Raw genomic sequence first — 24350 nt, 5'->3', positions numbered from 1 at the left:
TATGTTTTTCAATTCTATAGAATTCTTAATCTTCTTACCATTGTGCTTTATCCTGTATTGGTTTGTGGTAAACCGCAATTTGAAATTGCAAAATGCTTTTATTCTTGTAGCGAGTTATTTTTTTTATGGTTGGTGGGATTATCGTTTTTTGGGTCTAATAGCCTTTAGTACTGTTATAGATTATTCCTTGGGAATCGCTATAAGTAAATCACAAGTAAAGTCTAGAAGGAAGTTATTGCTTTTTATATCACTAGCCATTAATCTAGGTTTATTAGGTTTCTTTAAGTACTTCAATTTCTTTGTAGATTCATGGATAGAGGCTTTTAATTCTCTAGGTTATGAGATGCACGCGAGTACCTTAAATATTATATTACCAGTAGGTATTTCTTTTTACACTTTTCAAACATTAAGTTATACTATAGATGTTTATCGTGAGAAATTAGAGCCTTCTAAAAACTTGATCAATTTTGCTGCTTATGTAGCCTTTTTTCCTCAATTGGTCGCTGGTCCTATTGAGAGAGCGACTAATTTATTACCGCAATTCTCAAAGAAACGCGTCTTTAATGAAGAACAAGCTATTTCTGGAGTTAATCTTATTCTATGGGGTTTATTTCAAAAAGTGGTCATAGCAGATAGTTGCGCACCTTATGTAAATAGTATTTTTAATAATTACGAAAGTATGAACAGCTTGAGTCTTATTCTAGGCGCTGTCTATTTTGCTTTTCAAATTTATTGTGACTTTGCAGGGTATTCAAATATCGCAATCGGTACAGCACGTTTACTTGGTTTTGATTTAATGCGTAATTTTAATTATCCATATTTTTCCAGAGACATGGCAGAGTTTTGGCGACGCTGGCACATTTCATTATCGACATGGTTTAGAGATTATCTATACATACCACTAGGTGGTTCTAGAGGTTCTAAATGGATGCAGTTGCGTAATGTGTTTATCATATTTTTGGTGAGTGGTTTATGGCATGGTGCTAACTGGACATTTGTTTTTTGGGGTTTTCTTCATGCACTGTTCTTTGTTCCAATATTGCTCTTAAATAGAAATAGAAATAATCTTGATCAAGTAGCAAAAGGAAAATTATTACCTAGCTTTAAAGAGATGGGACAAATGTTATTCACTTTCCTACTGGCTTGTATAACTTGGGTATTCTTTAGAGCACCGAACATTGCAGCAGCATTTGATTACCTTAAGAATGTTTTTACGGAAGCTAGTTTTAAAATAGAGTATCTAAACATTGAACGTTATAATATTGAGATGTTATTGATACTATTCATTTTTGTAATGTATGAATGGTTTCATAGAGAAGAAGAACATCCTTTTACTGGGAAATGGAAATGGATTAAAATAGCGAGCGTGATCTTAATGTTACTTACTTTAGGTGTTTATTCTAATCATCAAGATTTTATTTATTTTCAGTTTTAATGAAAGGTTTTTTTAAGCATATAAGCATTTTGATTCTAATGTTATTCATAGGGGTAGTCGTTTTGAATAACTTGTATGATTGTGTTTTTTTAAAGACCTCACCTAGAGGTAAATTACAGCTAGCTATTAAGCAAGAACAAGAACATATAGATTATCTTTTTTTAGGGAATTCTCGAGTGGAGAATTATATAGATTGTTCTATTATAGAAGCAGTCAGCGGTAAGATATGTAAGAATTATGCAATGAGTGGTAGTTCTTATCAAGATGCTTATGTATTACTTAAATTACTCAAAAGAAGTGGACTCACCTATGATCATTTATTTATTCAACTAGATCCAAGTTTGAAAAATGAGACAATGACAAAAAGCTTTAGAGCTTCATTAGTTCCTTTTGTAAATAGTCATGAAATACAAATTGATCATGTAGCATTAAATTTCTCACCAGCTGAAGATCATTTGCCTTTCTACAAGTATGCAAAGTATGACTACCTTTATGGTGTACGAGCATGCTTTGCACAACTATATAAAAATACAAGTGAATACGTAGAATTGGGATATGTACCGCAATACCATACAGGTAATAGCAACTCTGGCATGTTAGAAGATTTTGCCTTAAAAAATAGATTTACCGAACTGATAAAAGAAGAGGCGGTAAATGATAAAGCTAAAATCCATTTCTTTACTTCACCTTATTGTCCTGATATGGATAACACAGTTGTTTTTAATAAACTGACTTCTTTTTATCCAGGGTATATCAATTATAGTTCTTTTTACAATGAATCAGATTATTTTGCTAATTGTACGCATATGAATGATAAAGGAGCACAAGTTTTTACTAAGCAAATTATTAAAGATTTTAATTTATAGACTTAATGCATATTGCCTACCTCACACCAGAATATCCTCATGAAAAAATCAGCAATGGTGGTGGCATGGGTACGAGTATAAAAAACCTAGTAGAAACACTTGTAAAATTAGGTCATGAGATAACGGTTTTTGTTTATGGTCAGGCGGTAGATGCTGTGTTTGTAGATCATAAAATCACCTTTCATTTAATAGCGCAAAAGAAGTATCAACTAGGTGGTTTTTATTTTTATAGAAAACATATTGAAAAATATATCAATACCAATAAAGGTAACATAGAATTACTAGAAGCACCTGACTGGACAGGAATCACTGCTTTTATGAAGTTGCAACTCCCTTTAATTATAAGATTTCATGGTAGTGATACTTATTTCTGTCATATTGAAAAAAGAGAACAAAAGCTTAAAAATAAATGGTTTGAAAAGCTAGGCGTTAGAAAAGCAAAGGCATTTATAGCACCTACAAATTTTGCAGGGGAAAAAAGTATGGAGCTCTTTAACTTGCCTAAGGATAAATTGAAAATCATTCATTACGGTTTAGAATTAGAGAAATTCAACAATACACATCCAAGTGAATATGAAAAGTATCGCGTTCTTAATATAGGAACCTTGATCAGGAAAAAGGGCGTTTTCCAACTTATAGAAACCTTCAATAAATTGGTAAAAATAGAACCTGAAAGTACATTGGTTTTTATAGGTGCAGACAGTGGCGACGTACAAACCGGATCAACGTCTACATGGGAATTGATGAAAGAAAAAATGACGACCAATGCGGCTGCGCGTATTTCTTATTTAGGCAAAATACCTTATAATGAAGTACAAGGGCAGATCAAGAAAGCTCATGTTTGTGTATTTCCATCGCTTGCTGAGACGCTAGGAATGGTAACCATAGAATCTATGGCATTAAAGAAGGCAGTTGTAAATACGGATATAGGATGGGCACAAGATTTGATTGATCATGGTGTTAATGGTTTTATGCATCATCCAGATGATTCTGATGCCTATGTACATACCATTAAAACCTTATTTGACGATCAAGAATTAGTACAGAGAATAGGAGAGGCAGGTAGAGTGAAAACAGAAGAGCAGTTTGATATCAACAAAACTGTTCATCAAAATATAGCGTATTATAAAAGTATTTGTTCTTTATGATTTCTCTTGTACATCATAAAGGTATTGCGATTACTAGTAATTATAATGGATTGCCAATAATTGAGGCGGTTTATAAATGTGCTCAAGAAAATCCTGATAATTACTTATTGGTTTATGAGAAAACAGCAGATGTTGATGCATTTAAAGCGGCGCTAGCTGAATTAAATCATCGGGCATACTTTTTCTCTAATTACAATATTGCACATCCTGATATAGGTTATGTAGAAGATAGTCCTTTTTTGAATATTAATAAAAAGGTCACGTATCCTACTTGGTTAAAAGGAACAGCTATAGTTTGTATGCATGCCAACCTTATCAATGGAAGTGTTCATACTCATGCTACTATAAAGAATTATTTATACTGGTTAAATTCGATAGGTAAACTATCGCAAACTCAAGGTGTCTTGAATTATCAAATACCAACAACCATTCAAAATGAAGAATTTAAAACATACGAACTGTATAGGTTTGTAAAACAGCATTATAAAACTAGATGGATATTCATTTTACTTCTCTGTCATTTATGGTATGAGAAACGCTTTCCTTTAATTGCTTTTGTAAGAACAATTTTCAATAAAAAATCTTCATTGAAAATCGATGTAAATGATCTACAAGCCTTTAAAGAAATCCATGCTAAGGCAAACTTTGAATATGACGTTGTTATTCCTACTATGGGAAGAGCTAGTTATTTGAAGGATGTTTTACTTGATTTAAATAGTCAAAAAATACTACCTAATAAAGTTATAGTTATTGAACAAAATGCAGACAGTCATGCAACGAGCGATCTTGGTTTTGTCAAGGATGAGCAATGGGATTTTGAAATAGTTCATGAGTTCACTCATATCACCGGAGCATGTAGGGCTCGTAATAGAGCAATAACTTTGAGTAGTGCAAACTGGATCTTATTATTTGACGATGACGTGCGTTTTGAAAATGATTTTTCTACTAGAATTTTTGATTTCATAAAAGATAGCAAAGTAAAATGTGTGAGTTTTTCTTGTTTGCAAAAAGGAGAAATAGAGAAGCAAAGTAATTACCTACAATGGCCAGCATTTGGTTCTGGATGTTCTATGGTGCATAGAGAAGTAGCGGAGAGTTGTAAATTTGATATGGCGCTGGAGCATGGTTATGGTGAAGATGTAGATTATGGAATGCAAATACGTAATGCTGGATATGACGTGATATATGCTTCACATATCCAAATGTTGCATTTAAAAGCGCCTGTAGGAGGATTTAGAAAACCACATGTTTTTTCATGGCAAGAAGATACTGTTTTACCTAAGCCATCTCCACAAATTATGTATCACCGTTCAAAGAATTATACTCCAAAGCAATTGTTAGGTTATAAGCTAACTTTGTTTATCAAGTTCTATAAACACTACTCGATTAAAAATCCTATTACTTATTATAAATACTTTAAAAAGGCGTGGAGTAAAAGTATTTATTGGTCACAAAAATTAGCTCAAGATGCAAACGTATAAACTAAGTCTTATCATTTGCACCTACATGAGACCAGAGCCTTTGTCAAGGTTAATGGATAGTGTGATGATACAATCTAAGTTACCAGATGAGGTATTGATTATCGATGGTTCTACTAATGATGATACTAGTGCACGCTTTCGCGAAAACGGTAATAATATCATACACTATTATAAAGTACCACAAGAACACCGCGGACTTACTAGACAACGTAATTATGGAATAGCAAGAGTCAATGATGAGATAGATATAGTTGCATTTCTTGATGATGATACGATCCTTAATCCAGATTACTTTGAGCAATTATTAGCTACATACAGTCACTTTCCTGCGGCAATAGGTGTAGGTGGTTATATCACAAACGAAGTTTCATGGGAGAAGACAGAACAGGAAACAGTTGAGGATTTAAATCATTATTACTACGATGGTTATAGGAGAACTGAGAGTAGTCGTTACAAACTAAGAAGAAAATTAGGACTGGCACAAGCCACCCAACCAGCTATTTATCCTGAATTTGGTCATGGTAGATCGATAAGTTTCTTGCCACCTTCTGGTAAGATTTATAAAGTAGAACAATTAATGGGAGGTGTTTCTAGTTTTCCTCTTGCTGTTTTAAGAGAACATAAGTTTTCAGAATATTTTGAAGGATATGGTCTTTACGAGGATGCAGATTTTACATTGCGCTTATCTCATATAGGAGATTTGTTTGTGAATACGGCTGCACAACTAGAACACCATCACGATGCAGCAGGTAGACCTAATAAATATGCCTACGGTAAAATGGTCGTGCGTAACGGCTGGTACGTATGGAGAGTAAAACATCCTCAACCTTCTTTTAAAAACAAACTCAAGTGGTATCAAATCACCATATTGCTTACTGGTATTAGATTTCTCAATATCTTTACTACGGGCGAGCGCAAAGAAGCGTTTACAGAATCTATAGGAAGAACAGTAGGGATTATAAGTCTGTTATTCAATAAACCTAGATAATGAAGTTTTCAAAAGACATCAAACGGTATACAGATTACAGTGGTAAGTCTGCTTTAGTCATGTTGTTGACTCAGCAAGGATTATGGGCGTTACTACAGTATCGTTTTTTCAATTGGATTTATACATCTAAGCTGCCTAAAATATTAAAATGGCCACTATTGGCTATAGGAGTTCTCAAATTAAAAGCCATAGAAATCTTAACAGGGATAACCATTCCATATAGTGCAACCATAGGAGAAGGTTTTTATATAGGCCATCATTCTGGTATTGTAATTAATGCAAATGCTGTTATAGGCAAGAATTGTAACATATCTCAAGGGGTAACCATAGGTATAAGTGGTCGTGGAGATAATCGTGGAGTTCCTGTAATAGGTGATCGTGTTTATATAGGTGCAAATGCCACAATAGCAGGAAAAATAATGGTAGGAGATAAAGCGGTGATAGGAGCCAATAGTCTTGTAGTTAAAGACGTTGTTGCGGGAACCACTGTGGTAGGTGTGCCGGCGATTAAAGTAAGTGATAACGATTCAGCTGATTATATTTTATGAGATTACTCATTATATCTGACGCACCTATTTTAAGTAATTCTGCTAAGAAAGAAGCGTATGCACCTTATGTAAAGGAAATGGATTTATGGATGCAACATGCCAGTGATGTTTCTTTCGTATGTCCTACAAAGTATGATCGCAAGCTGCTGACACAACCTTTCAAAAAACAAGATTTCAAACAAATAGGTTTACGTAGACTAGAATTTCACACATTACTTTCGGCATTCATATCGTTAATCACGATTCCATACCAAGCCATAGTGTTATGGAATGCCATGCGCAAGGCAGATCATATTCATCTAAGATGTCCAGGTAATCTTGCTTTGCTGGCTAGTATGATACAGGTTACGCTTCCGCGAAAGCGTAAAACAGTTAAATATGCAGGGAATTTTGATCCTCATGCGTCGCAACCCTTAGCTTATAGATGGCAAAAGAAAATACTCTCCAACACCACGTTAACTAAAAATATAGACGTTCTGGTTTATGGAGAATGGCCAGGACAGACTAAAAATATAAAATCATTTTTTACGGCTACTTATTCAGAAAGCGTTAAGGGCGGTTTTTCAAAAGAACTTAATGAACCCTATCAGTTCATTTTTGTAGGAACACTTTCTCAAAATAAGAATCCGCAATTGTTAGTAGAACTTATGGAGCAATTTCATAAAGAAGGTATTGCGGTACAAGCTCATTTTTATGGTGATGGTCCCATGATGGAAGAGTTAAAAACTAGGACCGATTCTCATTCTACACCATGTTATTTTTATGGAAACCAAAATAGCGAGGTTCTTAAATTGGCTTATAAAAAGGTTCATTTTTCTTTTCTAGCGTCTCAAAGTGAAGGCTGGCCTAAAGCCGTGGCAGAATCTATGTGGTATGGATGTATACCTATCGCGACACCAGTAAGCTGCGTACCGTGGATGCTTGGAATAGGTGAAAAACTAACTTATGAAAACGACAGTTTAGAACAGATAGGCTCTAGAGGGTTGATTTATAATAATAAAGAGCAGGTAGTTTTTGATATTAAAAAACTAATAAGTAAACCTGAGGCAATGGCTGTTATGTCACAAAATGCTCTGGCCTGGTCTCAAGAGTATACCATTGAAAAGTTTGAACGTGAAATAGTTAAATTGATCCATTCATGAAAGTACTTCAAATCATAGATAGTCTTGATGCTGGTGGTGCAGAGCGTATGGCGGTTAATATAGCAAACGAGTTGCAAGCAGCTGGACATGAATCTCATTTGTGTGTTACAAGGAAAGAAGGTCTTCTTAAAACGGCTATAAGTAATGAAGTCGGATATATATTTATAGAAAAAAAGGGGAAACTAGGATGGGTAGCTTTAAGTAAGCTGAAAAGATATATTAAAGAACATCAAATAGAACTACTTCATGCCCACAGTACATCTGCATTTACTGCAGTAATGATATTACTTTTATTGAGAAATAAACCTAAATTAATCTGGCACGATCATTATGGTAAGGCAAATCAACTAGAAGCGCGACCGTTAAAAGTGTTGAGGTTTTTATCTGGGTATTTTAATCAGGTGATTAGTGTAAATAAGCTTTTAAAAGCTTGGGCTTTAAAAGAGTTGAAATGTGAGTCGGTAACGTATTTAGAAAATTTTGCAACGGCTACTTTTAATCAAGAATTGCAAACACCACTTGCTGGTAGAGAGAATAAGAGAATCGTCTGTCTGGCCAACCTAAGAGAACAAAAAGATCATTTAAATTTATTAAAAGCTTTTGAAGTTCTTAAAAAGGAGTGTCCAGAGTGGAGCTTGCATTTATGTGGTCAAGATTTTAATGATGATTATTCTTTAAGGATAAAGCAAGCGATAGAACAAAGAGATCTCAAGGATCACGTGTTTCTGTTAGGTTCTCGAGCAGATGTAGGAGCCGTTTTAAACACTTGTGATATAGCGGTGCTTTCTTCTCGATCAGAAGGTTTACCAGTAGCATTATTAGAATACGGCCTGCATCATTTACCAGTGGTAGTGACCGATGTAGGAGCGTGTAAAGAAGTCGTTGCTGATTATGGAATAGTTGTAGAGTCAGAAAATGCTCAATTGCTGTCAGCAGCTATTTTAAAGTTGATTGATAATAAAATACAGCGAGAAGATTATGCTACAAAGTTTCACAATCATGTGATGGATCAATATGGGAGCAAGCGTTATATAAATAAGCTAGTAAGCATTTATCAGAGCGCTTGATTTTAGGGCATAAAAAAACTATGTTAGATCTTTCTAAAACTAAAAAGTTCTAACATAGTATCTATGTGATGTTGAATTGATTTAAGCTTTCTCTGAGGCAGCTTTTTCTTCTACAGCATCCCAGTATTCATAGGCACGACGCAAGTGAGGTATTACAATTGTTCCACCTACTAGAGTAGCTATAGAAAGAGCTTCTACCACTTCTTCTTTAGAAATCCCTTCTTTATGACTAGCTTCTAGATGGTACTTTACACAGTCGTCACATCTTAAAACAGTACTAGCTACTAGACCTAGTAATTCCTTTGTTCTCTTATCTAGTTTACCTGCTGTAAAAGCATTGGTATCTAGATTAAAGATGCGTTTTATAATTTTATTATTGTCTTCAAGAATGGCATCGTTCATTTTCTCACGATACGCATTGAATTCTTCTACTTGATTGCTCATAATTTTAAGGGGTACCTAATTTCTTATTTCTTTTTTCCTGACGGTAGAGGACAAATTTAGATATGAAAATGCTCATTTCATATAAAATTAACACAGGTATGGCAACTATTATTTGACTAGCCACATCTGGTGGTGTTATTACTGCAGCAACTATAAGGACTATAACTAGAGCAAATTTTCTATTTTTTCTTAAACCAGCAGGTGTTGCTAGTCCTATTTTAGTAAGGAAATAAATAATTACCGGTAGTTCAAATAATAGTCCCGAAGATAATATAGAAGCTCTTATATAGCCTATATAACTAGATAAACTAGGCTCTGTAGATATTTCTGGGCTCAAATTATAAGTCATCATAAAATGAACTGATAATGGTGCTATGACAAAATACCCAAAAGTCACTCCTATAAAGAAGAGCAAAGAACAAACGATTATAAAACCACTGCTGTACTTCTTTTCACTAGCTTTTAAACCGGGCGATATAAATTTCCATACTTGGTAAAGTACCCATGGAAAAGCGACTATAAAACCTACAAGAATAGAAGTCCATATGTGAGTAGAAAACTCGTCAGACATTTCTTTGGACTGTACTTTAAAGTTAAAGTCAGGATTACAAAAATCACTAACTACTCCAAAGTAATTCCCAAATTCACAAAAGAATTCATAAGTAACAAAGGTACCTCTCTTAGGACCGAAGATAATCGTGTCAAAAATAAAGTCAGTAAAGACACCAGCTATTATAGCACCTGCCAGAATACCGACTATAGAACGTATCAAACACCAGCGCAGTTCTTCTACGTGATCTAAAAATGACATGTTATTAGGGTCTAGATTTTTACGAGCCATGATTATACGATTCCTTCTCTAATTAAATCGTGTATATGCACGACACCAGCATATCCTTTATCATCTACAGCAATTAATTGGGAGATGTTTTTTTCTTCCATTAATTCACGAGCCTGTACGGCCATCGAGTCTGCAGTAATAGTTTTAGGATTACTACTCATAATATCGCTCGCAACTAGATCGTCTATATTCTTACCACTAGAGAGCATACGTCTTAAATCACCATCTGTAATAATACCTATTGCATTATTATTTTCTGTAACTACGGTCATGCCCAGCATGTTTTCTGATATGTTTACAATAACATCTCTTAACGATGTGCTTGCACTTACCTCTGGTTTTTTATTACCGTCTATAATTCCCTGCACTCTTAAATACAGTTTTTTACCTAGTGCGCCACCAGGGTGGTACTTAGCAAAATCTTTGTCGGTAAAACCTTTTAGTTCTAATAAACTAACAGAAAGTGCATCACCTATAACCAGTTGTGCGGTTGTGCTAGTAGTAGGAGCAAGACCATTAGGGCACGCCTCTTCTTTAATAGGAGCGTGCAATACATAGTCTGCTTCTAGACCTAGAAAAGAATCTTTATGACTAGTAATAGCAATTAATTTATTATTGAAGTTTTTAATGAGCGGCACTAAAACCTTAATTTCTGGAGTATTTCCACTTTTTGAAATACAGATCACCACATCATTATCTTGTACGATACCTAAATCTCCATGAATAGCATCTGCAGCATGCATGAAAATCGCAGGCGTACCTGTAGAGTTCATTGTGGCAACTATTTTCTGCGCAATTATGGCACTTTTACCTATTCCAGTGATAATTACTCGACCTTTTGAGTGATGTATGTGTAATACCGCTTTCGCGAAAGCGGAATCGATTCCATCTACAAGATCTGTAATAGCTTGTGCTTCAATGCGAATTGTTCTCCTCGCAACTTCTAATACTTTATTTTCTTGATCCAAACTTGATTACTTTTAACTATAATTTGCGATAAGCAAATTATATCGTAAATTTAGCTTACAAAGATAAACAAAAACGCAGCAGCCGCATGGCAGATACGCAGATAGGATTAGAAGAAAATCTAAAGAAATATTTTGGATTCGGGCAATTTAGAGGATTGCAAAAGAAAGTAATAACCTCCTTATTAAATAAGGAAGATGTTTTTGTGATCATGCCCACCGGTGGTGGTAAATCACTATGCTATCAACTACCAGCATTAATGCAAGAAGGTACCGCTATCGTGGTCTCACCTCTTATTGCATTAATGAAGAATCAGGTAGATGCTATACGTGGTGTTTCTGATCATGATGGTGTTGCTCATGTATTAAACTCTTCTTTATCAAAGGGTGATGTGCAGCGAGTAAAAGATGACATTACTAGTGGAATTACAAAATTATTATACGTCGCACCAGAATCACTTACCAAAGAAGAATATGTAGAGTTCTTAAAAGAGCAAACGATTTCTTTTCTTGCTGTGGATGAGGCGCACTGTATCAGTGAATGGGGACACGATTTCCGTCCTGAATATAGAAACTTGCGCAGGATTATAGATCGTATAGGAAAAGATATTCCTATCATAGGTCTTACCGCAACTGCTACGCCTAAAGTGCAAGAAGATATTCTTAAAAACTTACAGATTACAAAGGCTACTACCTTTAAAGCATCGTTTAATAGGCCTAATCTTTTTTATGAAGTGCGTCCTAAAACCGCTACGGTAGATGCAGATATTACTCGTTTTATCAAACAAAATGAGGGTAAATCTGGTATCGTTTATTGTTTATCTCGTAAACGAGTAGAAGAACTTGCACAAGTATTACAAGTGAATGGTATAAAAGCAGTTCCTTATCACGCTGGTTTAGATTCTAAAACTAGAGTCCTGCATCAAGACATGTTCTTAATGGAAGATACTGATGTGGTGGTTGCTACCATTGCATTCGGTATGGGAATAGATAAACCAGATGTACGTTTTGTGATACACCACGATATACCTAAAAGTATAGAGTCGTATTATCAAGAAACTGGTCGTGCTGGTCGTGATGGTGGTGAAGGTCACTGTCTAGCTTACTATGCATATAAAGATATAGAAAAATTAGAGAAATTCATGTCAGGTAAACCTATTGCAGAGCAAGAGATAGGTCATGCGTTACTACAAGAAATGGTAGGGTATTCTGAAACCAGCATGAGTCGTAGACAGTATATTCTCCACTATTTTGGTGAGAAATTTGATCCAGCTACTGGTGCTGGTGGTGATATGGATGACAACATGCGCAATCCTAAACCACAAAAAGAAGCAGTAGAAGAGGTTAAAAAATTAGTTCAATTAATAGGTGATGCTGGTGAACGCTATAAATCAAAGGACATAGTTAGTATCCTGATGGGGAAAAATAACGCCATGATTTCTAGCCATAAGGTAGATCAACAAGGATACTTTGGTAGTGGTAAGGATAAAGATAAAGCTTATTGGACCGCCTTAATACGTCAGGTTCTAGTGGCTAGACTTATTAAAAAAGATATAGAAACTTATGGTACTTTAAAAGTGCTAGATGCTGGTCGTGAGTTTATTAAGTCTGGGAAGACTTTCATGATGAGCGATGATCATACTTATAATGCGTCTTCAGATCAAATAGTAGGTGCTGCAAAGGGTGGCGCAGTAGATGCACAATTAGTTAAGTTTTTAAAAGACCTGCGTAAAAAAGTAGCTAAGCAAAAGAATGTACCTCCATATATTGTATTTCAAGATCCATCTTTAGAAGATATGGCTACTAAGTATCCTGTGAATATGGAAGAAATGGCAAATATTCATGGTGTAGGAGAAGGTAAAGCAAAAAAATATGGAAAACCTTTTGTAGAATTAATATCCACATATGTAGATGATAATGATATTACTAGACCAGATGATCTAGTAATTAAAAGTACTGGTGCAAAATCTGGTAATAAACTATACTTTATTACTAGTATAGATCGCAAACTTAGTTTTGACGATATGGCCAGTGCAAAAGGCATGGACATGGATCAATTAATCAACGAGCTAGAGAGTATCGTTTACAGCGGTACAAAACTTAATGTAGGTTACTGGATTGATGAAATGCTGGACGAAGATCAACAAGAAGAATTGCATGAATACTTTATAGAGTCAGAGTCTGATAAAATAGACGCAGCTGTAGAAGAATTTGATGGCGATTATGAAGAAGAAGAAATAAGACTTTATAGATTGCGCTTTATAAGTGAAGTAGCTAATTAATTAGTACATCATTATGTTATATAGATAGACGCTTTTAAAAATACATTTATCATTAGAAACCCATTAAGGAAATTTATTCTTAGTGGGTTTTTTTATTAATTCCGCTTTCGCGAAAGCGGAATTAATAGATACATTATCAATAAGTTATATTCTTATCTGATTTGATTTCTAAAAAGTTTTAGTAAATGGCACGGCTCTTGAAAGTAGGTAAGCAAGGGCAAGCCGAAAACCTGATAGTGTAGGCAACATTTAAAATATAGAAATCATGAAAAGAATATTACTTTTTATTGCAGCTGGTCTGATGATGACGATTACTGCTCAGGCAAATGAAATCGACCTGAAAGAATCAAATGATTTCAAAATTACCGATAGTAGATACCGTAGCGCACAACCGGTATTATTTACTTATAATAATGTGGATTATGCCATTTTTCCTAATGGTAAAATAGAATTTAAATTGCCTAATAGAAATGCGCGATCTACTAATAGACGAGGTGTGAACCGAAGATATAGCCTTAATAGTGTGTCTAACTATTCTACTTATAGAAGAAACTATGTGAGGTATAACCGTAGTGGACAGGCCGTGAAAATAGGGGATACTCGTATTTATTATAACAGTAGAGGTGATGTGGCTAGAGTAGGTAAATTAAATGTAGCTTACAGAAATGGTGTCTTGCGTAAAGTAGGTGGCCTGGAGGTACAATATAATAGACGCGGTAAGATTACTGCGGCAAGAGGTCATGTACTTGTTAGAAATAACTATGGACGTGGACACGATTGTAACGATCATAACTTTGGTCATTTTCATGATCAGGAAGATGATAATCAAGACTGGGATAACGGAATTTACTTTAAACGTAATTCTAAAAAATAAAATCGCTGTGTAAGTGAATAAATGATAAAACCTCTTAAGATGAATGTCTTAAGAGGTTTTTTGATTATGATTAATTAAGTAATATTAGTCTCTAAGTTCTTCTATTTCTTGGGCAGTAACCTGTCTGAATGCAAGCTTAAAACCTTCATAAGCTGCAAATCCATAGAAAAGTATGTCCATGAAACCGAAAGTTTCTGTCATTAAATCTATGAAGAAGGAATAGTCAAAAGAAGTTAAAGCTTCTAAATATCCTATTTCAGAATACTCTGCCATGAAGCCTATGGAGCTTAAGAAATTACCTAAGAAACAACTTAAAACGGCTATTACAGCACCAGATATTCCAAATATCATGTCGATACCTTTACCCATAAATCTTACAGAATAACCGACTATAAATCCTATTCCTATAGCCATATAACCTATTTGATAACCAGTAGCAACGGTTACCGCTGCCCAGATTACTGCGCCTACTAGTCCAGCGACTATACCAGCAAGAATTCCTACAGGTAAATTTTGTTGAGCTCTTAATTTCTCATTCATCGTTTCTGATAATCGGTAAAGATTAACGTCATCTTCAGGATTTAATGGGTCGCGTCTTTCAACGATGCTAGTATCGGGCACATATTGCAAACATTGGCCTTGAAAATCTGCTTTGCGGCCTGTTAGTCCACATAACATGCCTTGTTGTATGTCCATTTTTCTATTGGTACATTTTTCACAAAAAAGAATTTGTTCTTCTCGAGTCATTGGTAGGTTGGTTTTATGGTTGGGTTTGAGATAAAAGCTAACAATATAAGAAGTAAAAAAAACTATACCAGCTTTCTGAAGACTGAATTCTAATGAATTATCTTTGCAGCCTTAAAAAACTATAAAAATGCAAGAAGGAATTTACGCAAAATTTGATACAAGTAAAGGAGAAATCCTTGTTCAACTTCATCACGATAAAACACCTGGAACTGTAGGTAACTTTATAGCGCTAGCTGAAGGTAATTTAGAGAACAAAGCCAAAGATCAAGGAACACCTTATTATAATGATCTTAAGTTTCACAGAGTAATTCCAGATTTCATGATCCAAGGTGGTGACCCACAGGGAACTGGTGCTGGTGGTCCTGGTTATAATTTTGATGATGAATTTCACCCAGAATTACGTCATGACGGACCTGGTGTTTTAAGTATGGCAAATGCTGGACCAGGAACAAATGGTTCTCAGTTTTTCATTACACATATCGCTACAGACTGGCTAGATGACAAGCATACTGTTTTTGGTAAAGTTATAGAAGGACAGGATGTGGTAGATGCTATCGCACAAGGTGACGAGATTAAAACGGTTACTATTGTAAGAGAAGGTGATGCGGCAAAAGCATTTAATGCTGTAGAAGAATTCCGTCAGTTTGAAGGAGCTGGAAAACTACGTGAAGAGCAAGCTAGAAAACAAGCTGACCAAGAGATCGATGACATCGCAATGGGTTTTGATAAAACAGAAAGTGGTTTACGTTATAAAATCATTCAAGAAGGTGATGGAGTAAAAGCTGAAAAAGGTAAAACAGTAAGCGTACATTATAAAGGAATGTTGCCTAACGGTAAAGTTTTTGATTCTAGTTTTGATCGCAAGCAACCTATAGACTTTGCACTAGGTATGGGACAGGTAATCGCTGGTTGGGATGAAGGTATCGCTTTACTTAAAGTAGGTGATAAAGCACGTCTAGTTATACCATCGCATATCGCTTATGGTAGTGCTGGTGCAGGTGGTGTTATACCGCCAGATGCAACATTAGTATTTGATGTAGAGTTAGTTGCTGTAAAGTAATTATTTTTAAATTATAATTTAAAAGCCCTATTCTTTATGGAATAGTGCTTTTTTCTGTTTAGGTATTAGGTATATGTGGGATTGGGATGTGGAATAATTTTTTTTGACCTTTAAAGCTATTTAAAACAACCGTAAAACCCTTTGTGTTGCTCACTCGACTTTGCCGAGATCGTCGTCAGTCTGTTTTCTACTTCTACAAGCTCAGTATAAAACTTTTGGAAAAGGGAAATGCATTTAGTTTTTCCTAAAATCAATAACCTAAGACCAAAAATCCTACACCTAATACCTCATTCTAATACCACATGCCTCATGCCTAATACTTATATTTGTCTCAACAAAGAAAAAAGCATGAAAGGATTAGTTACATTTTGCCGTTGGTTCGTTGGGGTATTATTTATTTTTAGTGGTTTAATTAAGTTAAATGATCCTTTAGGGTTTTCTTATAAACTAGATGAATACTTTAGTGCAGCGGTTTTAGGGTTAGAATTCTTACAGCCATTTGCATTACCTCTGGCTATCTTTTTAGTGATTTTTGAGGTGATCTTAGGAATCATGTTATTAATAGGATTTCAAAGAAAATTTACGATCTGGTCACTTTTATTGATGATCGGTTTCTTTACATTCCTAACTTTTTATTCTGCTTATTTTGATAAAGTAACGGACTGCGGCTGTTTTGGTGACGCTATACCTCTAGTACCATGGGAATCATTTGCAAAAGATGTGGTGCTATTAGTGATGATATTGATTTTGTTTTTCAATATGGATAAATGGAAATCCGCTTTCGCGAAAGCGAAGTCCTCCATAATCATTCTCGTTTCTACTATCATTTGTTTTATAATCGCTTACTATGTATTAATGCATTTACCGATTTTAGATTTTAGAGCTTATAAGGTAGGTACTGATATAGAGGTGGCCATGCAAGAAGATCCTAGTCAACCAGATATTTATGGTTATGACTGGTATTACACGGTAGATGGTAAAGAAGAGATAATTACTACAGATGGTCAGGTGCCAGAAGGTCGTCCAGGATATGATAAAGTAGAAACACGTATTATTCAAGAAGCAGCACTTCCTAAAATTCATGACTTTTCTATAGAAAAAGATGGAGAAGATTATACGCAAGTGATTCTAGATAAGGAAAAAGTTGCCTTTGTTATGATTTATGATGTTTCAAAAATTGAGGAAGGTGGTATGGAAAAGCTCGCTAGTTTTACTACGAGAGCACAAGCGGCTGGTTATGAGGTTATAGGTTTAAGCGCAAATGGTATAGAGCAATTAGAGCCGTTAATGAAATCTTATGATTTTAGTATTCCGTTTTACACGACAGATGGAACACAATTAAAAACTGCTGTACGTTCTACACCAGCTGTTATGACTATTAAAAAAGGAGTAGTTGCAGGTAAATCTCACTGGAATGATTTTGAGAGTTTATCTCTATGATAAGCTATGTGCTTAAAAAAATAGGATATGCCTTACTGACGCTCTATGGAGTGGTAACCGTTATATTCTTATTATTTTACCTCTTACCTGGTGACCCAGCACAAATGATGTTGGGGCAAAATGAGTCTGAAGAACAGCTGGCAAATGTGCGAGCAAAATACGGGCTAGATAAATCTATAGGTACTCAGTATATGTACTTTTTAAATGACCTGTCTCCAGTTTCTTTTCACAGTACTGACGAGAGTGATTTTACTTATGATAATGGTAAATATACAGGTGTAGATCTCTTTACTATAGGGACTACATCTACTTATTTTAAATGGCCTTATTTAAGAGAATCGTTTCAGAAAACTGGTAAAAAGGTAAGCTACATAATAGGAGAGACCTTACCTAACACGATGATTCTTGCACTTGCAGCAATAAGTGTAGCTCTAATTCTAGGATTGATTTTAGGAGTCATTTCGGCATTGTATAAAAATAGCTGGATAGATCAATTGATACAGGTGATAAGTACTATGGGCATGAGTGTGCCTAGCTTTTTTAGTGCTATTATTTTTGCTTTTATCTTCGGTTTTGTGCTTCATGAATTTACTGGCCTTAAAATGAGTGGTAGTCTATATGAGATGGATGATTATGGTGAGGCGATGCATTTACAGTGGCGCAACCTTATATTGCCAGCATTAGTTTTAGGAATTAGACCGCTAGCTGTAGTATCTCAATTAATGAGAAATAGTTTGCTAGAAGTCATGGGGCAAGAATACATAACTACCGCTTATGCCAAAGGACTTACTACATTACAAGTAATAAAAAGACATGCTTTTAAAAACGCACTTAATCCTGTAATTACAGCAGTAAGTGGCTGGTTTGCGAGTATGCTAGCAGGAGCAGTTTTTGTAGAGTATATCTTTAACTGGAATGGTATAGGTAAAGAAATAGTAGAGGCGCTCAACACACAAGATTTGCCAGTTATCACAGGAGCGGTTCTTGTAATAGCAACGTTGTTTATTCTTATCAATATTATGGTAGATTTAATTTACGTGTGGTTAGACCCACGAGTAAAGTTAGAGTAAATTATAAAATACTTGCGGTCTTCTTAATAAACATCTGCACACAAACTTTATTCAATAATTAAAAGGCAATACCTTTGCAATTGCTTGCATAAGAGTATTAAAATAATCAATTTTGGTATTATTGAAACCTTAATGACCTTAAAACAAACGCGATGAGAAAAAATATAGTAGCCGGAAACTGGAAAATGAATTGTGATCTTGCACAGACACAAGCTTTAATAACAGATTTAAAAAAAGGCCTAGTTAATGACGTTAACTGTGAATTAATGATAGCGCCATCTCATCCTTTTTTATATAATGCTTTTAACAGTACTTGTGATACCGTAATTGAGGTTGTAGCACAAAATGTTTGTGAAGCAGACAGTGGTGCATATACAGGAGAGATTTCTGTACCTATGTTGCAAAGTATAGGTATTAAGACAGTTATTATAGGTCACTCTGAGCGTAGAGATACTTATGGTGAAACAGATCAATTAATTGCTGCCAAAACGAAAGCAGCTCTTGATAAAGGATTGCGAGTTATTTTTTGTTGTGGAGAACATTTAGAAGATCGTAAAGCTGGTAACCATTTTGATACGGTAACTAAACAAATAGAATTAGGTCTCTTTGATCTTACAGCTGCGCAAATGGAAAATGTGGTAGTAGCTTATGAACCAGTATGGGCTATAGGTACAGGAGAAACTGCAAGTCCAGAGCAAGCTCAAGAAATGCACGCGCATTTACGTTCTTTTATAGAAACTAAATTTGGAAAAGAAACGGCAAATAATACCAGTATTCTTTATGGTGGTAGTGTAAAACCAGCAAATGCTGCTGAAATTTTTGCAAAACCAGATGTAGACGGTGGACTAGTAGGTGGAGCATCTCTAGATGGATCATCTTTCCTTGATATAGCAAATGCTTTTTAAGAAACTAATTCTACTATTATTTCTCACTATTGGTCTACCAGCAATAGCACAAACGGATTATGGTTTAAAAGTAGCTGCGGCTGCCCAAGAATTAACAAAGGATCACGTGGTTTATAACGGTAGCTATTTTAGCATTCCTTATCCAGATGGTGACGTGCCTGCAGGATATGGAGTGTGTACTGACGTAGTCATAAGAACTTACAGAAAGTTAGGTGTTGATTTACAGAAAGAAGTTCATGTAGATATGAAAGCACATTTTTCAAAATACCCAAATAACTGGGGATTGAAAAAAACAGATACTAATATCGATCATAGAAGAGTACCCAACTTGCGTACGTTCTTTAAACGTAAAGGATTAAGTATTGCGGTAACTCAAAATGCAAACGATTATTTACCTGGTGATATAGTAAGTTGGACCTTAAATAATGGACTAACACATATAGGAATGGTTTCTAAAACCAAATCAAAAGATCAAAAAAGGTACCTAATGGTACATAATATAGGAGCAGGGCAAGTGTTAGAAGACTGCCTTTTTAATTTTAAAATTACAGGACATTACCGTTATGGAAAATAATACTACCGACCAGATTTATGTAGAGTACGACTTTACAGTTACACCACAATTACCGTGGAATGATGTTCTTATGGCACAACTAGGTGAGGTAGGTTTTGAGAGCTTTATAGAGACTGAAACTGGGATTAAAGCATATGTTTTAAAAACTACAGACGCTGCTACTATTCTCGATACAGTAGATATTATGAATAATGATTTATGTGATATCGCTTTCGCGAAAGCGGAAATACCATCAACAAATTGGAATGCAGAATGGGAAAAGAATTTTAACCCAATCACGGTTAATAATAGATGTGAAGTACGTGCGCCGTTTCACCAAGCTAGTGGTGTAGAGTATGACATCGTGATAGAGCCTAAGATGAGTTTCGGTACGGGACACCACCAGACTACACATATGATGATAGAACATTTACTTAATGAAAATGTGGAAAATCTAGAAGTTTTAGACATGGGTAGTGGGACAGGTGTACTAGGTATTCTAGCGCAAATGAGAGGTGCTGTTAAAGTAGATGCCATCGATATAGATACCTGGTGTTATGAAAATGCACTGGAAAATGTAAAGCGTAATAAAACAGATAAAGTCGCTGTTATTCTAGGTGGTGCAGAGCAACTGGAAGGTAAATCTTATGATTTTATAATAGCCAATATTAATAGAAATATACTGCTACAGGATATTCCTGTTTATGCAAAGAGCCTTAAAAAAGGCGGTACCATACTTTTTAGTGGGTTTTATGAAGAGGACTTAGTTCATATTAAAAATAAATGTATGGAGAGTGGTATTGTTTATGACTCTCACCTCAAAAAAGACAACTGGATAGCTGCAAAAATGATTAAATCCTAATTTAATCGGTTTAAAAACGAATATTATCAATGTATTTGATTAAATTTAGCCTATGAAAATGAGCACACAAGACCAGGTTCTTCCAGAACTAGATTTGGAAGTCTTGGAGCAAAAGGAAAATAAAATAGTCCTTTTTAATGACGAAGTAAATACCTTTGATCACGTGATAGACATGCTAGTAGCTGCCTGTGATCACACGCCTGTACAGGCAGAGCAATGTTCTCTTATAGTTCACTATAAAGGAAAATGTAATGTTAAAACAGGTGGTTATGATGATTTAAAACCGCGTTGTGCCGCTTTACTAGAAGCCGGTTTAACTGCAGAGATTCAATAAAGATTTTGCTTTCCCCTTTTTATTCAATTAGAATAAAAACATAAAAAATGCCTGTTTATAGCAGGCATTTTGTGTGTCACGTGATTTCAGGATAGATTTTTAAAAACCTGCTAGTTGTTCATAAAAAGCACCGATCTCATTCTTACTATCAATGAGGTGAATCTCTATAATCCAGTAGCGATCCTTACCGCTCGTGTCTTTTTGATTCATAGGTGTATGATTTTCAGGATGTATGTAATTAGTCTTATCCTCACCATCCAGTTGTTCATGTGGGAAGTGACCTATTAAATGACCGGCGATAGGACCACCGTATTCCCATCCATTGTTTAGAGCTAGAATGGTGCAATACTGGTAGAGTTGTGCGCCAGTGATATCTGGGTTTTTAATTAGATAGTCATTGGCATCTTTCCACATGCTTTCTACATCGTGCATTAATTTTATCTTACGTATGTCATTACCCACTACATAAGTTCTACCAAAGTCTGCCTCCCAATCTTCTATAATAGGACCAAAGTCTATAAATAGTATGTCGTCCTCTTTAATAGTAAGATCTTCTGGATTTTCATCATAAGGATGTAGCGTGTTTTTACCTGCTCTAACTATGCGTTTGTGCCAGTATTTTTTGATTCCGAACAACTCATCTGCTAGTTCAAAAACTTCAGTATTAATTTGCTTTTCAGTTTTACCTGGTTTTATAAGTTCTTTATTTTCAATTTCTTGAAATAAAATCGCTGCTTTCTCTTCAGCTTTTTGAAGTTCTAGTAAGGTGTCTGTCATAAAGTAAAAATAATGTTCCATTAATATGCAGCATTATAATTTGCTTTAAATTAACTAAGCTGGGATTCTGTTATTTTAATTCATTAAGCTAAAACACTTAAGGTGTTAATTAATATATAAACTAACTATGATTAATAGTAATACTATTATGTTTGTTTAATAATTGAAAAATATGCATTCACTTCTTAAAAATCTAAAGGTTGAGATTAATGATAAATTATATCTTAAAGATCCAGAAAGCTCTGACTTAGGTAAGCGCATAGTAAGTCACAGTATAGAAATGATTTATGAATTGGGTTTTGAACAATTTACTTTTAAGAAGTTAGGTGTTGTTATAAAATCTAACGAGAGTTCTATTTATAGGTATTTTGAGAGTAAGCATAAACTCTTACTATATCTCACCTCATGGTACTGGAGCTGGATAGAATACCAGTTGATTTTAGAAACCATGGTAATGACTACCGACCAGGATAAGTTAATTAAAGCGGTAGAGATTTTAACTCAAGAAGTTTCTCAAGATTCTAACTTCAGTCATATAAATGAAGTCCTTTTAAATAAAATAATCATTTCAGAGTTCTCAAAATCATATCTGACTAAATCGGTAGATCAAGAGAATAAAGAAGGTTTTTTTGCTATTTACAAACGTCTCGTGGTGCGACTTAAGGATTTAATTACTGCAGTAGATGCTACGTATAAATTCCCTTCTTCTTTAAGTAGTATGATTATAGACGGTGCTTTACATCAACATTTTCTTAAAGATCATTTTGCGGCAATCACAGACTGTAATAGTCATACCACACCTACACATTACTTTTTAAACTTAATTAATCAACTTATTATCACAAATGAAAAAAGATAAAAATATACTCACAGCATGGCAGCGTTTAATGCGCATGTTAGAAGTTGATAGAAAAGATATTAGACAGATTTTTTACTATGCTATTTTTGCAGGAATAGTAGGGTTATCCTTACCACTAGGGATACAAGCTATTATTAACCTTATACAAGGTGCGCAAATAAGTACCTCATGGATACTTCTTGTAGTTTTGGTAACTGCTGGTGTTGCCTTTGGTGGTGTGCTGCAAATTATGCAAATAAGAATTACAGAAAACATTCAGCAGAAGATTTTCACAAGATCTTCATTTGATTTTGCTTTCAGATTTCCTAAAATTAGAATGAGTGAGCTGCGCGGCACGTACCCACCAGAACTAGCTAATAGATTTTTTGATACCCTTACTATACAGAAAAGTCTTTCTAAATTATTAGTAGATTATCCTACGGCGTTATTACAAATTTTATTAGGATTGCTTTTACTATCGTTTTATCACCCATTCTTTATCGTTTACGGTGTTTTACTAGTAGGTCTGGCTTATATATTATTTAAATTTACAGCCGAAAAAGGTCTAGAAACCAGTATTCTAGAGTCAAAAAGTAAGTATAGAGTAGCGCACTGGCTACAAGAAATTGCAAGGTCACTAGTTAGTTTTAAACTCTCAGGAGTGACTAATCATGCCGTGGAAAAAAATGATGCTTTAGTTTCAAATTACCTTAATTATAGAGAGCAACATTTTAAAGTTTTAGTACGACAGGCCATTCAATTAATAGGATTTAAAGTTTTAATCACTGCAGGGTTATTAATTATAGGTGGTTTATTAGTTTTAAGTCAGGAGATGAATATTGGTCAATTTGTCGCAGCAGAACTTATTATCCTAATCATTATAGGTGCGGTTGAAAAAATAATCTCTGGTCTAGAGTCATTTTATGATATGCTTACTTCATTAGAAAAATTAGGGGAAGTCGTAGACAAAGAATTAGAACCTCAATCAGGAGAGCATCCCTTTGCTCAGGATCAAAGTTTTAGTGTAGAGTTGGATCAAGTAACTTTTACAGTACCAGAAAGAACACAACCTATTCTTAATAATATATCTTTAAAAATATCAGAGAACTGTACCATTTTAGTAAACGGCGCAAACGGTAGCGGTAAAGCCACCCTATTAAGGTTAATAGCTGGTATCATAGAGCCTACTCAAGGTAGTATTTATGTGAATAATTCAGACTTAAGAGGTCTAGATCTTAATTATTATAGAGCAAATTTAGGGCAATCCTTAAGTGAAGAAAGCCCATTTGAAGGTACTTTGAGGGATAACATAACATTTGGAGATGCTTCAGTTAATGACGAGCGTATATACTGGGCACTAGAAAAATTAGGACTGGTTAATTATCTTAAAAAATTACCTAAAGGACTGGATACGGTCATATTTCCAGAGGGTAAACAATTAAGTTATACGGTAGCAAAGAAAATTGTTTTGGCGCGCAGTATCGTTAGATATCCTAAGATGCTTATTCTCAAAGATCCGTTAGATCAATTTGAAAAGGAAGAGTCTGCTAGAATTATGGACTTTTTAACTGATAAGTCTAATGGCTGGTCTATTGTAGTGGTTAGTCAGAATAGAGAATGGATGAAACGATGTGGTAGAATGATCACATTACACAACGGTAAATTAATCTTAGATCAATAACT

Annotated in this window: 24 protein-coding genes; 19 read left to right on the top strand and 5 right to left on the bottom strand. The window is 34.8% G+C overall.

The features are described from left to right. Position 1 precedes the first annotated feature (1 nt). Genes ACJJVJ_RS06215 through ACJJVJ_RS06180 form a run of 8 tightly spaced genes read left to right on the top strand, consistent with a single transcriptional unit; the run spans position 2 to position 8675 of the window. Positions 2–1435: an MBOAT family O-acyltransferase gene (locus ACJJVJ_RS06215; protein ID WP_405369556.1), complete on the top strand. Its 1434-nt coding sequence runs from the start codon at positions 2–4 to the stop codon at positions 1433–1435. A 38-nt stretch (positions 1436–1473) separates the two neighbouring features. After that, the gene (locus ACJJVJ_RS06210) at positions 1474–2301 is read left to right on the top strand and encodes a hypothetical protein (RefSeq protein WP_405369555.1); all 828 of its coding nucleotides are present in this window, start codon (positions 1474–1476) and stop codon (positions 2299–2301) included. Between the two features lie 5 nt (positions 2302–2306). Next, a complete protein-coding gene (locus ACJJVJ_RS06205) occupies positions 2307–3449 on the top strand; it encodes a glycosyltransferase family 4 protein (RefSeq protein WP_405369554.1) in 1143 nt (380 codons plus the stop codon). Next, a complete protein-coding gene (locus ACJJVJ_RS06200) occupies positions 3446–4930 on the top strand; it encodes a glycosyltransferase family 2 protein (RefSeq protein ID WP_405369553.1) in 1485 nt (494 codons plus the stop codon). Before ACJJVJ_RS06205 ends, ACJJVJ_RS06200 begins: the two co-directional genes overlap by 4 nt. After that, positions 4917–5918, top strand: a complete 1002-nt coding sequence (locus ACJJVJ_RS06195) for a glycosyltransferase family 2 protein (protein WP_405369552.1) — start codon at positions 4917–4919, stop codon at positions 5916–5918. Before ACJJVJ_RS06200 ends, ACJJVJ_RS06195 begins: the two co-directional genes overlap by 14 nt. Beyond that, positions 5918–6466 carry a serine O-acetyltransferase gene (locus tag ACJJVJ_RS06190; RefSeq protein ID WP_405369551.1) on the top strand — a complete coding sequence of 183 codons (549 nt, stop codon included), beginning with the start codon at positions 5918–5920 and terminating at the stop codon, positions 6464–6466. Before ACJJVJ_RS06195 ends, ACJJVJ_RS06190 begins: the two co-directional genes overlap by 1 nt. Continuing rightward, the gene (locus ACJJVJ_RS06185; RefSeq protein WP_405369550.1) at positions 6463–7608 is read left to right on the top strand and encodes a glycosyltransferase family 4 protein; all 1146 of its coding nucleotides are present in this window, start codon (positions 6463–6465) and stop codon (positions 7606–7608) included. The genes ACJJVJ_RS06190 and ACJJVJ_RS06185 overlap by 4 nt, the downstream gene beginning before the upstream one ends. Continuing rightward, positions 7605–8675 (top strand): glycosyltransferase, encoded by a 1071-nt coding sequence (locus tag ACJJVJ_RS06180; RefSeq protein ID WP_405369549.1) that lies wholly within the window; start codon positions 7605–7607, stop codon positions 8673–8675. The genes ACJJVJ_RS06185 and ACJJVJ_RS06180 overlap by 4 nt, the downstream gene beginning before the upstream one ends. Positions 8676–8756: 81 nt before the next feature. Here ACJJVJ_RS06180 and ACJJVJ_RS06175 read toward each other — a convergent pair whose 3' ends face one another. The 3 genes from ACJJVJ_RS06175 to ACJJVJ_RS06165 are packed head-to-tail and all read right to left on the bottom strand — an operon-like array spanning position 8757 to position 10928. Continuing rightward, positions 8757–9119, bottom strand: coding sequence for a carboxymuconolactone decarboxylase family protein (locus ACJJVJ_RS06175; protein ID WP_104515512.1), 363 nt, complete (start codon positions 9117–9119; stop codon positions 8757–8759). A gap of 4 nt (positions 9120–9123) precedes the next feature. Further along, positions 9124–9960 carry a twin-arginine translocase subunit TatC gene (tatC, locus tag ACJJVJ_RS06170; protein ID WP_104515511.1) on the bottom strand — a complete coding sequence of 279 codons (837 nt, stop codon included), beginning with the start codon at positions 9958–9960 and terminating at the stop codon, positions 9124–9126. Between the two features lie 2 nt (positions 9961–9962). After that, a complete protein-coding gene (locus tag ACJJVJ_RS06165) occupies positions 9963–10928 on the bottom strand; it encodes an SIS domain-containing protein (protein ID WP_405369548.1) in 966 nt (321 codons plus the stop codon). Positions 10929–11014: 86 nt separating this feature from the next. Here ACJJVJ_RS06165 and recQ point away from each other — a divergent pair, with 86 nt between their 5' ends. After that, positions 11015–13207, top strand: coding sequence for a DNA helicase RecQ (gene recQ / locus ACJJVJ_RS06160; RefSeq protein ID WP_405369547.1), 2193 nt, complete (start codon positions 11015–11017; stop codon positions 13205–13207). A 265-nt stretch (positions 13208–13472) separates the two neighbouring features. Beyond that, on the top strand, positions 13473–14081 hold the full coding sequence (locus ACJJVJ_RS06155) for a hypothetical protein (RefSeq protein WP_104515508.1): 609 nt from the start codon (positions 13473–13475) through the stop codon (positions 14079–14081). 84 nt (positions 14082–14165) lie between these two features. Here the strand turns inward: ACJJVJ_RS06155 and ACJJVJ_RS06150 are convergent, their stop codons facing one another. After that, complete coding sequence (locus ACJJVJ_RS06150) at positions 14166–14828, bottom strand: hypothetical protein (protein WP_405369546.1); 663 nt, start codon at positions 14826–14828, stop codon at positions 14166–14168. Between the two features lie 127 nt (positions 14829–14955). Between ACJJVJ_RS06150 and ACJJVJ_RS06145 the strand changes: the two genes are divergently transcribed. The 7 genes from ACJJVJ_RS06145 (at position 14956) to ACJJVJ_RS06115 (ending at position 21052) form a co-directional block, all read left to right on the top strand. Further along, positions 14956–15888, top strand: coding sequence for a peptidylprolyl isomerase (locus ACJJVJ_RS06145; protein WP_405369545.1), 933 nt, complete (start codon positions 14956–14958; stop codon positions 15886–15888). Between the two features lie 348 nt (positions 15889–16236). Continuing rightward, positions 16237–17328, top strand: coding sequence for a BT_3928 family protein (locus tag ACJJVJ_RS06140; RefSeq protein WP_405369544.1), 1092 nt, complete (start codon positions 16237–16239; stop codon positions 17326–17328). Beyond that, positions 17325–18398: an ABC transporter permease gene (locus ACJJVJ_RS06135; protein WP_405369543.1), complete on the top strand. Its 1074-nt coding sequence runs from the start codon at positions 17325–17327 to the stop codon at positions 18396–18398. The genes ACJJVJ_RS06140 and ACJJVJ_RS06135 overlap by 4 nt, the downstream gene beginning before the upstream one ends. Before the next feature lie 152 nt (positions 18399–18550). After that, positions 18551–19303: a triose-phosphate isomerase gene (gene tpiA, locus ACJJVJ_RS06130; protein WP_405369542.1), complete on the top strand. Its 753-nt coding sequence runs from the start codon at positions 18551–18553 to the stop codon at positions 19301–19303. Beyond that, positions 19293–19877 (top strand): DUF1287 domain-containing protein, encoded by a 585-nt coding sequence (locus ACJJVJ_RS06125; protein ID WP_405369541.1) that lies wholly within the window; start codon positions 19293–19295, stop codon positions 19875–19877. Before tpiA ends, ACJJVJ_RS06125 begins: the two co-directional genes overlap by 11 nt. Then, positions 19867–20718 (top strand): 50S ribosomal protein L11 methyltransferase, encoded by an 852-nt coding sequence (gene prmA, locus ACJJVJ_RS06120; RefSeq protein WP_405369540.1) that lies wholly within the window; start codon positions 19867–19869, stop codon positions 20716–20718. Before ACJJVJ_RS06125 ends, prmA begins: the two co-directional genes overlap by 11 nt. Positions 20719–20776: 58 nt before the next feature. Next, entirely contained in the window at positions 20777–21052 is a 276-nt protein-coding gene (locus tag ACJJVJ_RS06115) for an ATP-dependent Clp protease adaptor ClpS (RefSeq protein ID WP_405369539.1), read from the top strand. A gap of 99 nt (positions 21053–21151) precedes the next feature. On the opposite strand, the gene ACJJVJ_RS06110 is transcribed toward ACJJVJ_RS06115, so the two are convergent. Beyond that, the gene (locus ACJJVJ_RS06110) at positions 21152–21829 is read right to left on the bottom strand and encodes a M24 family metallopeptidase (protein WP_104515501.1); all 678 of its coding nucleotides are present in this window, start codon (positions 21827–21829) and stop codon (positions 21152–21154) included. A 172-nt stretch (positions 21830–22001) separates the two neighbouring features. Between ACJJVJ_RS06110 and ACJJVJ_RS06105 the strand changes: the two genes are divergently transcribed. Further along, a complete protein-coding gene (locus tag ACJJVJ_RS06105; RefSeq protein WP_104515500.1) occupies positions 22002–22688 on the top strand; it encodes a TetR/AcrR family transcriptional regulator in 687 nt (228 codons plus the stop codon). Beyond that, a complete protein-coding gene (locus ACJJVJ_RS06100; protein ID WP_405369538.1) occupies positions 22675–24348 on the top strand; it encodes a peptidase domain-containing ABC transporter in 1674 nt (557 codons plus the stop codon). The genes ACJJVJ_RS06105 and ACJJVJ_RS06100 overlap by 14 nt, the downstream gene beginning before the upstream one ends. The last annotated feature ends 2 nt before the right edge of the window (positions 24349–24350 follow it).

Source organism: Nonlabens sp. Asnod2-A12, assembly GCF_045063745.1.
In the GTDB taxonomy this organism is placed as follows: Bacteria; Bacteroidota; Bacteroidia; order Flavobacteriales; family Flavobacteriaceae; genus Nonlabens; species Nonlabens xylanidelens.
This window is presented reverse-complemented; position numbering and strand designations above follow the sequence as displayed.